Source organism: Methanobrevibacter sp., assembly GCF_030539665.1.
Classification (GTDB): domain Archaea; phylum Methanobacteriota; class Methanobacteria; order Methanobacteriales; family Methanobacteriaceae; genus Methanocatella.
Window position 1 is genome coordinate 196,695 of sequence record NZ_JAUNXR010000004.1, and the last position, 14,830, is coordinate 211,524.

General features: G+C 34.4%; 16 protein-coding genes. 13 read left to right on the forward strand and 3 right to left on the reverse strand.

Features of this window, described 5'->3' with window-relative positions; genetic code table 11:
• The first annotated feature begins 139 nt into the window (after positions 1–139).
• From Q4P18_RS06585 to Q4P18_RS06645, 13 genes are all read left to right on the forward strand, one after another.
• Entirely contained in the window at positions 140–952 is an 813-nt protein-coding gene (locus Q4P18_RS06585) for a hypothetical protein (protein WP_303337047.1), read from the forward strand.
• A 313-nt stretch (positions 953–1,265) separates the two neighbouring features.
• Positions 1,266–2,399 (forward strand): aldo/keto reductase, encoded by a 1,134-nt coding sequence (locus tag Q4P18_RS06590; RefSeq protein ID WP_303337049.1) that lies wholly within the window; start codon positions 1,266–1,268, stop codon positions 2,397–2,399.
• Positions 2,400–2,451: 52 nt separating this feature from the next.
• Complete coding sequence (locus tag Q4P18_RS06595) at positions 2,452–3,573, forward strand: aldo/keto reductase (RefSeq protein ID WP_303337053.1); 1,122 nt, start codon at positions 2,452–2,454, stop codon at positions 3,571–3,573.
• A 257-nt stretch (positions 3,574–3,830) separates the two neighbouring features.
• Positions 3,831–5,432, forward strand: a complete 1,602-nt coding sequence (locus Q4P18_RS06600) for a CTP synthase (RefSeq protein WP_303337240.1) — start codon at positions 3,831–3,833, stop codon at positions 5,430–5,432.
• 236 nt (positions 5,433–5,668) lie between these two features.
• On the forward strand, positions 5,669–6,814 hold the full coding sequence (locus Q4P18_RS06605) for a tocopherol cyclase family protein (RefSeq protein WP_303337056.1): 1,146 nt from the start codon (positions 5,669–5,671) through the stop codon (positions 6,812–6,814).
• A gap of 27 nt (positions 6,815–6,841) precedes the next feature.
• Entirely contained in the window at positions 6,842–7,174 is a 333-nt protein-coding gene (locus Q4P18_RS06610) for an ASCH domain-containing protein (protein ID WP_303337058.1), read from the forward strand.
• Between the two features lie 259 nt (positions 7,175–7,433).
• On the forward strand, positions 7,434–8,240 hold the full coding sequence (gene modA, locus Q4P18_RS06615) for a molybdate ABC transporter substrate-binding protein (protein WP_303337060.1): 807 nt from the start codon (positions 7,434–7,436) through the stop codon (positions 8,238–8,240).
• 46 nt (positions 8,241–8,286) lie between these two features.
• Entirely contained in the window at positions 8,287–8,961 is a 675-nt protein-coding gene (gene modB / locus Q4P18_RS06620; protein WP_303337062.1) for a molybdate ABC transporter permease subunit, read from the forward strand.
• A gap of 35 nt (positions 8,962–8,996) precedes the next feature.
• Positions 8,997–10,031: a sulfate/molybdate ABC transporter ATP-binding protein gene (locus Q4P18_RS06625; protein WP_303337065.1), complete on the forward strand. Its 1,035-nt coding sequence runs from the start codon at positions 8,997–8,999 to the stop codon at positions 10,029–10,031.
• A gap of 112 nt (positions 10,032–10,143) precedes the next feature.
• Positions 10,144–10,992, forward strand: a complete 849-nt coding sequence (locus tag Q4P18_RS06630; protein WP_303337067.1) for a prepilin peptidase — start codon at positions 10,144–10,146, stop codon at positions 10,990–10,992.
• Positions 10,993–11,421, forward strand: coding sequence for a hypothetical protein (locus tag Q4P18_RS06635; RefSeq protein WP_303337069.1), 429 nt, complete (start codon positions 10,993–10,995; stop codon positions 11,419–11,421).
• Between the two features lie 90 nt (positions 11,422–11,511).
• On the forward strand, positions 11,512–12,324 hold the full coding sequence (locus Q4P18_RS06640) for a hypothetical protein (RefSeq protein WP_303337071.1): 813 nt from the start codon (positions 11,512–11,514) through the stop codon (positions 12,322–12,324).
• Positions 12,321–13,001, forward strand: coding sequence for a TIGR00289 family protein (locus tag Q4P18_RS06645; protein ID WP_303337073.1), 681 nt, complete (start codon positions 12,321–12,323; stop codon positions 12,999–13,001). The genes Q4P18_RS06640 and Q4P18_RS06645 overlap by 4 nt, the downstream gene beginning before the upstream one ends.
• A gap of 2 nt (positions 13,002–13,003) precedes the next feature.
• On the opposite strand, the gene Q4P18_RS06650 is transcribed toward Q4P18_RS06645, so the two are convergent.
• The 3 genes from Q4P18_RS06650 to Q4P18_RS06660 are packed head-to-tail and all read right to left on the reverse strand — an operon-like array spanning position 13,004 to position 14,688.
• On the reverse strand, positions 13,004–13,546 hold the full coding sequence (locus tag Q4P18_RS06650) for an AAA family ATPase (RefSeq protein WP_303337075.1): 543 nt from the start codon (positions 13,544–13,546) through the stop codon (positions 13,004–13,006).
• Positions 13,547–13,555: 9 nt separating this feature from the next.
• The gene (locus Q4P18_RS06655) at positions 13,556–14,299 is read right to left on the reverse strand and encodes a 4-phosphopantoate--beta-alanine ligase (RefSeq protein WP_303337077.1); all 744 of its coding nucleotides are present in this window, start codon (positions 14,297–14,299) and stop codon (positions 13,556–13,558) included.
• Between the two features lie 5 nt (positions 14,300–14,304).
• A complete protein-coding gene (locus Q4P18_RS06660; protein WP_303337079.1) occupies positions 14,305–14,688 on the reverse strand; it encodes a hypothetical protein in 384 nt (127 codons plus the stop codon).
• Positions 14,689–14,830 lie beyond the last annotated feature (142 nt).

Sequence of the window (14,830 nt, forward strand, 5' to 3'; positions counted from 1 at the left end):
GATTAATATAGGTTAATAATTAAAATTTCATTAATTAATCGAAACAGTTTCAAAGAATAGTTTTAAATAATTTTTAATATAAACCTATTATTGTAATGTTGTGAATAAATAATGGTAATATATTTGATTGGTGGTATCAATGGGTCTTTTCGGAAGCAGAAAAAAATTTAAGGAACCAGTGGAAATCGAAGGAAACATGATAGATTTCATTGGAAACGACGATGGCGAAAGGCTGGAGCTTTATGAAACAGCAGTCGTTCAGTATGACAGGAACCGTGAAGTCAAAAACCTCATAGAATTAGGCGACATCAGGGATCTTGAAAGAAAGATGGAATCGAAGAGGGATACACTCAAGATAAAGGGTGGCGACAAGATAACATTCAAAATCAACAAGGATTTCAGGGATGACTTGAATCGTTTCGCCGACAGATTATCAGACATTTCTGGTGTGGATCAGCATGTGAAGATAGGGGATGTGGACGAGCTTAGGCGTAGACGTGCTGAAGACGTAAAGAACAATATGATCAATTATGATTTCTACGCACCCCACAAGTTTTTCGTGAAGTTTCCAAACAAGGTGGCCGCAGACAACTTTTCAAAGGCCATGGGTGCCATGTGGGGTAAAAGATATTTAGGTTCCGCTCTGGCAGGTTATGCTCTTTTCGACAGGGAATACCAGCAGGACGGAAAATACTATTTCCGCTTTGCCGAAAAGGGAATAGTGTTCGAAAAAGGAAATCCTGATGGCTCAGACAGGAGAATTCCATGGAGAAATATCAGAAACGTTGCCTTTGACGAGAACAGAATCATAATAACCATGACAAACGGCACTATAATAGGCATGCACACCCAGGAATACTACAGAAAGGAAGAGGTCCATGCATTGCATGAGGCATATGTGGACGCCCTTATAGAAAGGCTCCCTTCTCTCAAGGAGGATGACGGCTGGTAATGTTTATTTTCACAAATATACCCTGCCAATTTTCTCGGCTGAAAATAGGGTATGTTAATTGATTCATTTTTTTCATTCTTTTTATAGGATATTGACAATGGTCTATTCTAAAACTGCCGTTTTTATTTTTATTTCAGATTTAAATTTAATTTTTTTCGTGAATATCCTATCAATTCATCATTGTCCTTTTATTTGTATTGCTTATCACCAAAAGCCAATTTTTGAATAGTGATAAGGGTGAAATATATTAAGTACCAAAAATAAAAATAATGTTTGATGGGATTGTAGTTTTATTTGATGGGGATTAAAATTTATGAAAAAATTAAGTTTTGGTTTAATGAGATTGCCGCTCAAATCCGATGACGTAAAGGACATAGACTATGATGAAATCTGCAGAATGGTCGATTACGGAATGGAGAGAGGTTTCAATTTTTTTGATTCAGCATATGAATATCATGATGGAAACTGTGATTTGGCTGTAAAGAAGTGCATTGTTGACAGATATCCTCGTGAAGACTTTATATTATCCAACAAATTTCCAACATATGCTGTAGACTTAGATGTGGATATGGAAGAAATATTCAACGAGCAGCTTGAGAAGTGTGGCGTAGAATATTTCGATTATTACATGCTCCATGCTCTTGACAAGAAACTCTATGAGGGATTCGTAATGGAAAAGAACTGTTTCCAGTTCCTTAAGGATTTGAAAAAGCAGGGAAAAATAAGAAAGATTGGAATTTCATTTCATGATGATGCGGAGCTACTTGAAAGAATCCTGATTGAAAACAAGGAAATAGAATTTGTCCTGCTTCAGATTAACTATCTTGACTGGATCAACAGGTCAATACAGTCCAGCAAATGCTACAAGGTAGCCAAAAAGTACGGAAAGGAAATTATGGTTATGGAACCGCTGAAAGGAGGGGTCCTGGCCAACCTGCCTGACGATGTGAGGATGATGTTTGAGGCATACAACTCCGACATGTCCGTAGCTTCATGGGGAATCCGTTTTGCAGCCAGTCTTGAAGGCGTATCAACAGTCTTGTCAGGAATGAATTCCATGGATGATGTAAAGGACAACATAAGCTATATGGAAGATTTCCAGCCTTTGAACCCTACTGAAAACAAGATATTGAAGCAAGTACGAAGACTGATAATAGAATCAATTCCTCTTGCATGTACCTATTGCGATTATTGCATTCCAATCTGTCCGGAAAACATTCCTATCTCCAAGTTCCTGTCAATCTACAATGACGCATGTGCTTATGATGAACCTCAGGATTTCCATAGGGCATATTACCTGAATTTCGCAAGGAAGCAAAATCCTGCAACCGTATGTACGGAATGTGGTGACTGCGAAGAGATATGCACACAGCATCTGAAGATAATCGACATCTTGAAAAACCTTGAAGACTTTCTGGGCATAGGCTCCAATCAATTCAAGTTGTAATTATATTTCATATACATTTTTTTTTAAATTTAACGCGATTTTGGGATTTATCATGAAAAAGCTAGGTTTGGGATTTATGAGGTTTCCTCTAAAGTCCGACAATAATAAGGACATCGACTATGAAAAGGTGTCTGAAATGGTGGACTATTCAATGGAAAGAGGATTTAATTTTTTTGACTCAGGATATGAATACCATGACGGATTCGCTGATGTGGCCATTAGAAAATGCTTGGTTGAAAGGTATCCTCGTGAGGATTTCCTTATTTCCAACAAGCTGCCTGTTTATAGCTTTACTCCTGAAACAGATATTGAAGCCATTTTCAACGAGCAGCTGGAGAAGTGCGGTGTGGAATATTTTGACTATTATATGTTGCATTGCCTTACTGCAAAGCTGTATGATGGCCTGATGAAGGAGCTTGACTTCTTCGGATTCATCAGTAGGCTTAAGGAGGAGGGAAAAATCAAGAAGCTTGGAATTTCCCATCATGATGATGCAAACGTGTTAAACAGGATACTGACAGATCATCCTGAAATAGAATTTGTCCTGCTTCAGATCAACTATCTTGACTGGATCAGTCCTTCAATACAGTCCAGCAAATGCTACAAGGTAGCCAAAAGGCACGGGAAGGAAATTCTGGTCATGGAGCCTCTGAAAGGAGGAAACCTGGTAAACATTCCTGCAGACGCTTCACAAATGCTTGTCCGCCACAATCCCGATGCTACAATAGCATCATGGGGCTTGCGATTTGCAGGTGGCCTTGAGGGGGTTTCGACAGTTCTTTCTGGAATGTCAAATATGGAGCAGCTGAAGGAAAACATTGAATGCATGGATGAGCTGAAGCCATTGGACAGCTCAGAAAAGAAGGTACTGAGGATGGCTAGAAAAATCATTTCAGATGGGAATCCTATTGACTGCACCTATTGCGATTATTGCATTCCGAAATGTCCGGAAAACATTCCTATCTCAAAGTTCTTTTCACTTTATAACAATGCAAAGATGGCTGCTGAACTGCAGGATTTGCATTTTGTTTATTATAAGAACTATGCAAGGGAAGGCAATCCTGCCTCTGCATGCACAGAATGTGGGGAGTGCGAAGCCATATGTACTCAGCATCTCCGGGTAATCGACGGACTTAAGGATGTCAGGGACCTCTTGGAGAAGGATGATGATTGAATTTCAGATAGAATTTTTCTATCAGTTTAAATTAAAATCAGCTATTGTTAAAATGATATCTCAAAGATTAATTTTATTATTTTTATAGCAGTCTTTGATTATTTTAATATCAGTTATGATTTCAGAATCAAAGGAATATTGTCATCTACATAGAGCAATATTGTTTATCTATTTTTTGCCAGCAATGAAACTTTTATAAATTAAGGATTCTAAATATTATAATATTATTTAAAAATAATGTCATGGAGAGGATTTAGCTGACTAAATTTATTATCATAACTGGAGGAGTAGTAAGCTCCATTGGAAAGGGAATTACTTCAGCTTCCATTGGTCGTATCTTACGTTCATACGGATTAAATGTAGCTGCAATTAAAATTGACCCTTATTTAAACTGGGATTCTGGAACTTTAAACCCATATCAGCATGGTGAAGTGTTCGTAACTCATGATGGTATGGAAACCGATCTTGATTTAGGTCATTATGAAAGATATTTGGATGTTGAATTGCCTGGAATCTCAAATATCACAACAGGAAAAGTATATGAATCTGTAATAGCTAAGGAAAGAGCTGGTGATTTCCTTGGTGCATGTGTACAGGTTATTCCACACATTACAGATGAAATCAAGGAAATGATTAAAATGACAGCAGATAAGGATAATTATGATGTTGTTTTAATCGAATTGGGAGGTACTGTTGGAGATATTGAAAGTCAGCCATTTTTAGAAGCCTTAAGACAATTAAGAAATGATGTAGGTTCTAAAAATGTAATGTTTGTCCATGTAACATTTATTCCATACCTTAATGCTGCTGGTGAATTTAAAACCAAACCAACCCAGCATTCAACTAAAGAGTTAAGAAGTGTAGGTATCAATCCAGATATAATTGTATGCAGGTCTCAAGAACCAATTGACGATGATTTAAAAGCTAAGATTGCTCATTTCTGTGACGTAGATAAAGATGCTGTTGTCAACACTCCTGATGCAGGAACAATTTATGAAGTGCCTTTAGTTCTTGAAGAAAACAACATAGGTAAAATTGTTGTTGATAGAATAGGTTTGGATATTGAACCTGACTCCTCAAAATTAGATGCTTGGAGAGAAATAGTGGAATCTCTCAAAATCCAAGATCCAGTTGTAAGAATAGGAATAGTTGGAAAATATGTTGAATTAGAAGACGCTTATATCAGTATTCGTGAATCCTTACTCCATGCAGCAGCTTCAATAGGCGTTAAATTAGAAATTGACTATATCAGTTCTGATGTTGAACAATTAGACCCTGATGTTATGAAAGCCTTAGACGGAATTTTAATACCTGGAGGTTTTGGAGAGCGTGGTGTTGAAGGAAAACTTTTAGCTGTTGATTATGCAATCGAAAACAATATTCCGTTATTTGGAATCTGTTTAGGAATGCAGTCTATGGTAATCCAATTTGCAAGACGTAATGGATATCCTGAAGCTAACAGTTCAGAATTTGATAAGGAAAATGAACATCCTGTTATTGATATGATGGAAGAGCAGAAAAAAATCAAGAATATGGGTGGAACCATGCGTTTAGGTTCTTATGACTGTAAGGTTGTTGAAGGAACTAAAACCTTTGATGCATATGGTGAAATTGACATTGAGGAACGTCATAGGCACAGATTTGAATTCAACAACGATTATAGGCAAGATCTACAAGAAAAAGGAATCATCATTTCAGGAACAAGTCCTGATGATTTCCTAGTGGAAATCGTAGAACTTCCAGATCATCCATGGGCTGTAGGTTGTCAATTCCATCCGGAATTTAAATCAAGACCAAACAGGCCTCATCCATTATTTAAATCATTTGTAGAAGCTTCTTATGAGCATTCTAAAAAATGATTTTTTTACTTTTTTTACTTAATCGTATTTTTCTTTTTTTCCCTTAGTTATCTTTGTTTAAATCAAATCATATTCATTGAATATCCTTATATTTATTAATTAAAAAAAATAAATAATTTAATAGTTATTTGACATAAAGGTGTAGATTTGGAGATTTAATGTCAAAGAGTGTGTTTAAGTCTAACATGCTACATGATATTTTTTAAAAAGACTTATAAATGTTAGGAATGTAAATTATGAGCTCAAATATTAAACCTAGAAAAAATGACATTGGCAGAAATGAGTTTATGCTTACAAAAGGTCAGGCTAAGTGTGGATATGATTGGTGGTGGCATTCATTTACTGCTCGCAATGCTGAAACAGGTGAAGAAAGGCCATTTTTCTTGGAATTTTTTGTTTGTAATCCTGCTAGTGGTGGGGATGAACCTGTATTTGGTCAATTGCCTGAAAACAAAGCTAAAGGCATTAAACCGTCCTATCTAATGATTAAAGTTGGATGTTGGGGTAAAGGAGCAAAACAAATTCACAGATTCTTTGGTTGGAACAAATTTGATATAACTCCAAATAAGGTAGTGCCATATGAAATCAAGGCAGATGACTGTTATATAACTGAAACAGAGACTTATGGTAAGATTCATTTAAGCGAAGAGGAAAATGCGGCACATCCTGAATATATGTGTGATGCTGGAGATGTTGAATGGAACTTCAAAATCAACAAGATTATTCCATTTAATGTAGGATATGGTGCTGGGGAAGTATTTAGAAACATGCAGGCTTTTGAAATGTTTTGGCATGTTGAAGGTATGAAAACAGAGTATGAAGGCGAAATCACAATGGATGGTGTCAAGTACATAATCGATCCTAAAAACTGTTATGGTTATGCTGATAAGAATTGGGGTAAAAACTTTACTTCCCCATGGGTATGGTTATCTTCATGCAATTTAACCAGCAAAAAGACAGGTAAGAAATTAGAAAACAGTGCATTTGATATTGGTGGGGGAAGACCAAAAGTAGGTCCTATTGTTTTAAACAGGCAATTATTATCCTTGTTTGATTATGAGGGAGAATTATATGAATTCAACTTCTCCAAATTCTGGGATAAGGTATCCACCAAATTTGACTGTAAGGAAACTGATACCCAAATAATTTGGCATGTGGAGCAGTCTACTTGGAACAAAAAGATGGTTACAGACATCACCTGTGAAAAGGAAGACATGCTATTCGTTAACTATGAAGCTCCAACTGGTGAAAAAAGACACAATAGATTGTGGAATGGTGGAAACGGTGTTGGTACCGTAAAACTATATAAGAAGGGCAAATTGGTTGACGAAATAATTGCCGAAAATGTTGGTTGTGAATATGGAGAATTTGATCCAGAATAAATTCTCTTACTTTTTTTTTATTTTCAAATGAAAATCTTAAAGTTTAATGAAAAATTCTACAATCCTGTAATTGAAGGGATTAAGGTAGCTACAACAAGAAATCGCCATAAGGATTTGTCTGCTGGCGATAATATTAAACTAATTTTTACCAATATTGATTCGTTAGACGGGAAACTGTCATTGTTTGCTATTGTAGAGTCAGTTGAAAAAATCAATTATTGCGATATAACATCAATGCATGCAGAATCTGAAGGTCATCGTGATGTCGATTCATTTAAAAATTCTTTAAAAGAATTTTATCCGAGCCTGAGGTATGATTCCGAATTGTATTACATTAAGTTTAAACTAAAGGAAATCTGATTTTACTTACTTTTTCCCTATGTTATGAATAATATTTACTATCATAATTATTTTTTTATAAGAAAATTATTATCTTCGACAAATAACGGTTAAAACATAATATTTATATAATAAATTGAATATAATATCTATTAACCATAACGATATTAATAATTTTTCATATTGAAATATGGGTATTGAATTGTAAAACTTTGTTTTACGATTTGCATGTTGATGTTTTATTAATCATATTTGATTATGAATATTTTGGAGTAAAAAAATGAAATCTAAAACTAAAATAATAATTGGTGTTATCATAATAATAGCAGCTATTTGCATTGGTTATGGTGCATTTAGTGGTGCTTTTGATAGTAATTCAGATTTAGAAGGTCAAACAGTTGATTTGGCTGCAGCGGCTAGTTTAAAAAATGTATTTGATGAAAAGTTAATTCCTATGTTTGAAAAACAATATCCTGGTGTAAAAGTTAAACCTGTCTACGCTTCAAGTGGGGATTTACAAACTCAAATCGAAAATGGGTTAGAAACTGACGTATTCATGTCTGCTTCCAATAAACAAATGAATGCTTTAGCAGAACAAGGAATAATCGATAACGATACTGTTAAAAAATCCATTCAAAACAAACTTGTTTTAATTGTTCCTGCTGATTCAAACACTAACATTACTTCATTTGAAGGATTGAAAGATGTGGATGGAACTATTGCTATTGGTGATCCTGATTCCGTACCTGCAGGACAATATGCTAAAGAAGCATTAACCAGTCTTGGAGTTTGGGATGCTGTACAATCCAAATTATCTTTAGGTAACAGTGTAACTGCTGTATTAAACCAAGTGGCTGATGGATCTGCTGAATATGGTCTTGTATACACATCAGATGCTGATTCTAATGATAAAGTTAAAATAATCTGTGATGCTCCTGAAGGATCTCTTAAAAAACCTATCGTATATCCTATAGGTATCATTAAAGACGCAAAAGATGCTGATGCAGCAGAAAAATTCGTTGAATTCTTACAATCACAAGAAGCTCAAGATATATTTAAAGATTATGGTTTCACAATAGTCAATTAAATTTAATATACTCTTTCACAAATAATATATTAAAGGAAATATTAGTATGATTGACTGGACCCCGTTATTTATTTCAATGAAAACTGCAAGCATATCAATTGTAATAACCTTTTTCATGGGTTTGTTGGTTGCTTGGGGTATCATTATGATAAAGAATAATACAACAAAAGTAATACTTGATGGTGTTTTTACACTATCTCTTGTATTGCCTCCAACCGTAGTAGGATTCTTCCTATTATATGTTTTTGGTGTTAAAGGTCCAATCGGAAGCTTTTTTATAAACTTCTTTGCTTATAAAATAGCTTTTTCATGGGAAGCAACCGTTATTGCTGCAGTTGTCATGTCATTTCCTTTAATGTATCGTTCTGCTAGGGGAGCTTTCGAACAAGTCGATCCCAACTTGGTTGATGCTGCTCGTACATTGGGCATGTCTGAATGGAAAATCTTTTGGAAGGTTTTATGTGCCAATGCCTTGCCTGGAATTATAAGTGGGGGAATTCTTGCTTATGCAAGGGGATTGGGAGAATTTGGTGCTACAGCAATGCTTGCAGGTAACATAGCTGATTTGACTAGAACTTTGCCTATTGCTGTTTATTCGGATGTGGCTGCAGGAAACATGGGAAGCGCATTTAATTATGTTGTAATCATTATAATCATAGCTTTTGTAGCTATTTTCTTCATGAATTATCTTACTATCCGTCAAGGAAAACAATGGAAATGATTTCCATTAACTTCTTTTTTTAAATGGTGTACATTATGAGTGACAAGTTATTGAAAGTGGATATTAAAAAGGAACTTAATGAATTTGATTTGGACGTTGATTTTGAACTAAAAACTCAAAATTTCGGTATTTTAGGACCATCTGGCTGTGGTAAGAGTATGACTTTGAAATCCATTGCAGGTATTGTAAATCCCAATTCAGGCATCATTAGCGTTAAATTAAATGAAGAGGAAGTTTATTTTGATTCTAGCAAAAAAATTAACTTGAAACCTCAGAAAAGAAATGTAGGCTACCTATTTCAAAACTATGCATTATTTCCAAACATGACCGTTGAGGAGAATATTGCAGTAGGCCTGTCTAAAAAGGACGATGAAAAGGTAAGCGAACTGATTAAAAATTTCCGTTTGGAAGGACTGGAGAAAAGATATCCTAGGCAATTGTCCGGAGGTCAGCAACAGAGAGTGGCTTTGGCCCGTATTATAGCATATGATCCGGACGTCATATTGTTGGATGAGCCATTCAGTGCATTGGATACGTACCTAAAAGATCAATTGAGAAGGGAACTTATCAAATTGCTGGAAAATTTTGAAGGATTTATTATTATGGTTACCCATGACCGTGACGATGCATTCCAGTTCTGCGATAAGCTTATAGTAATGGATAAGGGTAAGATCATAGCAAAAGGAAATACCTACGACATATTCGAAAATCCGAAAAAGGTTCAGGTGGCTAAAATTACAGGATGTAAAAACATTTCAGCAATTGAAATTATTGACGATTATCATGTAAAGGCTTTGGATTGGGATAATATAATACTCGAAACCGAAGAGAAGGTTTCTGAAAACATCAATCATATTGGAATAAGGGCTCACGACTTTACATTTGCAGACAAGGATGACGTTAATGTAATTGGTACAAAAGACGCGGAAATTGTTGAAATGCCTTTTGAATGGGATATAAAATTGGCCAACGGTTTGTGGTGGATATACGACAAAGAGATTCACAAGCATGATTTTACAATGCCGGAATATATAAAAATCAGCCCCAAAACCATAATATTATTGGAATAATTATTTATTTCAATATAAAATTCATAAACAAAAATCAATTTAACAATCTTATTTTCTATCTAATTAATATATATTCTTTATTTAACAATAAAACATGTTTTATGAATATATTTTGATTATACAGTTTATTATAACAATATTTCTTTGCGTTGTTGCTTCATATTATGACATTAAAAAGGGAATAATTCCAGACAAGATTTCCATATTCTTAATTTCCTTCGGTATTGTTTCAAACATGATTTTGTCTTTATTGTCAGGCAATTTAAAACATATTCTGGCCTCAATTCTTTCTCTATCTTTGACATATTTGGTTTGCTATCTGCTGTGGAGACTGAAAGTATGGGGAGGGGGAGATGTGAAGCTTCTTACGGGGATAGCTGCAATAATTCCATTTGCAAGCATTCCATTTCTAAACGTTTTTCCCGAACTTTCAATATATCCATTTTCATTTTCAGTGATTCTAAACGCAATACTCATCAGTTTCCCGTTTTTATTCATGATGATATTTTATCTGAATATGAAAAACATGATCTTCAATAGAAACACCGAGCTCCTGTTTAACTTGATTAACTATAAGAACTTTTTATTCTTCATAAAATCAAATTTTAACAGGTTTATACCAGTAAAAGATTTGGAGGAGGGAATGATAGTCAACGAATACTACTTTAACGATAAGCAGATAATTGACTTGATTAACGATTCCAAGGGTAATTTAAAGGTCTATAGGCTTAACGACGATTCCAATTATTCATATTACTTCAAGTCAATAAGCGCAGGAGGGCTTACGGAAAAGGACATGTTCCTCTTGAAAATAATGAATTCCCAGAATATTATCTCAGACTATATTTCAATTAAATTGGGCTTTCCATTTGCTCCATTTATTACGATTGGGTTGTTGACAGCCATTTTCCTGGGGGACATTATAATGGTCATCTCTAAAAATATGGTGCTTGTGGTTTAAATGGTTGGGGATGATTCTGGTCAAATGTCTGTAGAGATACTGTTTTTATTTGCAGTTTCCATCATTCTTCTGTTGGTATTTACATTGCCATTAACCCAAATGGCCATCGAGAACAATTTGGATGTTTCGAATATTTTGAATGTTAAGTCTTCAGTTTTACAGCTGGCCAATGGTATTGATGATGTATATGCTCAGGGAATGGGTTCCAAAAAAGTCATAACTATAGAATCCCCGGCTGATTTGTCTATTTTAATTAAACCTCGGTCGATTTCTACTGAGATTTCATTGCATGATGGCAAGATTAAAAAGTTTTCCAATAATCATAAGGCGGAAAATGCATTTTCTAATTTGAATCTTGATAAGGGGGTCAATAAAGTTCTCATATGCTGGCCTGATGATTCGGCCAATATTGTTGTAAAAAGAATTTAAATCTCCTTTTTATTTTTATACAAACTTTTTTTATATATTAAAAATAAATCTTATAGTATTAAATATAACTTTTAAATGGCGAGTGAATTTATGGATATTTTAACAACAGTTGTTTATATAATATTATTTATTATTATAATGATTTTTGTTTTTTCTATTGGAATGCTAAAGCCTTTCATGCGTAAAAAGGAAACAGCTTTGGTTTTAGTATCTGCATTTATCATTGGATGTTTGGGAGGTGCTTTCTTTTTATCTCCAATCTATGATGATGTTCCGGAAGTTATGAGCACAGTTCAGAAGGTTATTCCTAACAATGATAATGAGACAATGTATTTGGATGTTTCATCATCTGTTGATTTGGATGCTTTAAAAAACAATTTGACTCATATTGATGGAGTTCATTCCTTTGAGGTTACAGGTATCACATTTTACATGTGGCAGTTTACTGATAAGGAAATGACATATATGAATGCGGTTCTTGAAAATATTGATGCAAACTATAAGAATTTTACTGTTAACGAATCAGGTAAGATTGATATAGATTTGGTCCCTGGATATGAGGTTAATAGTGCATTGAAGTCCTTCTCTGATTGGTATAAGAATGTTTATGCTGGAACTATTTCCTATGCGCAGGTTCATATTAAAGTTGTTTTAGCACCATCAGCTATTGATCAAAGTAGGGAATACCTGTTGGAAGAAGGAATAGTGCCAACCAAGATGGAAGGGCCTGTTCAAGATAGTATCAACAAAACCAACAGCACCATGTTAAACAACGGGGAATTTGTACTGATTTCTGGTGGTATTGGTGTTATTGTTGCATTGTTGGGTATTTATGTTGATAAAGTTGTTGTTGTATTTAGAAAATTTAAAAAATCAAAAAAATCAGGAAGACGTAGAAGATGAAAGTAGCAGTTTTATTTTCAGGTGGAAAGGACAGTACTATGGCATTGTACAATGCTTTGGAGAACGGGGAAGATGTTCAATATCTTCTTTCCATGAGGTCAGTTAATGATGAGTCTTACATGTTCCATGTACCAAACATCCACCTCACCGATATGCTTGCAGAAGCGATTGAAATTCCTATAATCATAGCTGATACTAATGGAGTTAAAGAAGAGGAACTTGAAGATTTGAAAGGGGAGTTTCAAAAGCTTAAAAATTTAGGCATTGAGGGTATATACACTGGTGCTTTATACTCCCAATATCAAAAATCCAGGATTGAAAAGCTTGGTCAGGAAGTGGGGCTTGAAATTATATCACCCTTCTGGCATGTTGATGAATTGGAATACATGAAAAAAATAGTCTCATTAGGTTTCAGGGTAATAATCAGTGGAGTCTTTGCAGAAGGCTTGGACAAATCATGGCTAGGTCGTGAAATTGACGATAAAGCTATTGAAGAAATTGTAGAATTAAACAAAAAGTATCATGTTGACATTGCCTTTGAAGGCGGTGAGGCAGAAACTTTAGTTTTGGACGGTCCGATATTTAAGAAATCAATAAAGATTCTGGATGCTGAAAAAGAGTGGAATTTTGATAATGGAGTTTATATAATTAAAGAAGCCTTCCTTGAAGACAAATAAAATTATAAACTCATTATATTATCTAAAAATTCATTTATTTTTTTTCCATAGCTTTCCAAGTCGGTTTCATTTGTTATGAGTCTATCTGATAAAGCTATGACAGATCCAATTCCAAAATCAAGTTCCATTTTGTCTCTTTTTTTGAATTCTTCATAATCGGTTGAATCATCGGATCTTTTTCTTTGTTTAAGTCTTTCAAATCTTAAGGTAGGATTTGCAAATATGGAAAGGATAATGAAGTTGTCAAAATTGCTTTTGAAAAGATCCACTTCATAAGGGCTGCGAATGCCTTCAATTATTATAAGGTCGCTTACATTTTGTTCAATCAGTTCTTTTACTTTAGCAACTGTAAGTTCAGCCACAATGTACTGTCCATGTTCTTCTCTGAGTTTTTGAGCTGTAGTTTTAGTATCTTCATTTCTTTTTTTAGCTTCCTCACGAATGATGTCGCCCATGCTAACTATCTCAGCGCCTTTTTCAACAGCCATAACAGAAACTAAACTTTTTCCTGATCCGGGCATTCCAGATATTCCCATAACTTGCATTATATGTCACTACTCTTCTTTTATTTTAAATTCTTCTAATGAATCTTTAAGATTCTCTTTATTATTGTAACTTTCTATCAATTCAGTCAAAAGCTCTTCGTCTTGTTCTTTTAAATCCTCAGCGATTTGAGTCATTAGTGGAATGGCACGAATAATGTTGTCCACAATTGAAACTTCTGATTTTATTGAAGTTCTGGATAATGGATTCAAATCTATGGTGATTATTTTTTTGCCGGTCTTTTCAAGAATTTCCGCCCTATCACCATCTTCCAAAGGAACAAGAACAACATCCGCATCATAAATTCCGTTTTTACTTGCGCTGGCTCTTGGGTTTTCAATATTTTTGAGATATTTTAATTCATCATCATCAGTTCCAAGAACATTAGGATATCCATGTTCCTCATATAATTCTGCTATTTTTTTAACTCTTTCAGGAGTCCTGTAAAATAAATTGATTTCAATTTTAGCGTCAACAGCTTTAGCAAGCTTTATGATGTCATTAATAACTAATGCGGTTGTGTTTCCATTCACTGAAATTACAGGATTTTCAGCGAGCAATAATGAAGCAACAGCTATATACATCGCCCTTTTTGCAGGCAATGTTGTTTTCTCACCAAGCAAATAGTCAAAGGCTTCTCCTCTTCCATGAGCAATTAATGCAGAAGGTGCTAAAATACCTTCCTCATTTGCTTTCACCATTTTGTCTCTAATTACTAATGATTCGTATCTTGGATGGTTTTTTGGTACTTTCATTTAAATCACCTTAATTCTATTTCCATTTGAGCTAAATATCCAATAAATGTGGTTATTAAAGGAATCATAATCAACATGGATAGTAAATGAAGTGTGTAGTCCTGAACCAATACGTTAGATCCGTTTGTTATATGGAAAAGTATTATGTCACAGAGGACATCGATTATGTAGAACAGTATACCTAATTTGAATCCTTCAATTACTTCATTGGAGTCAATATTTCTGATATATGCCACTCCAAAAACACCGGTTACGATAATGATGGATATTGGAATGGTCACGTCAATATAAGGCACATTATCCACAATAAATGGATGTATTAATTTTGATATGATGTAAACCAATGCCCATGATAGTATTCCATATATGATTGCTTTTTTATACTTCATTTTATTCCTTTATTTTTTTTGAATATCTAAAATTCTGTCTTTCATGTTCCAAGTGTTCTCCATTGGATATGGGAATTATAATGCTTGGAACATATTCCATTTGTTTTTTTTTTGGATTTTCATTTCACGAATCCCTGACAGA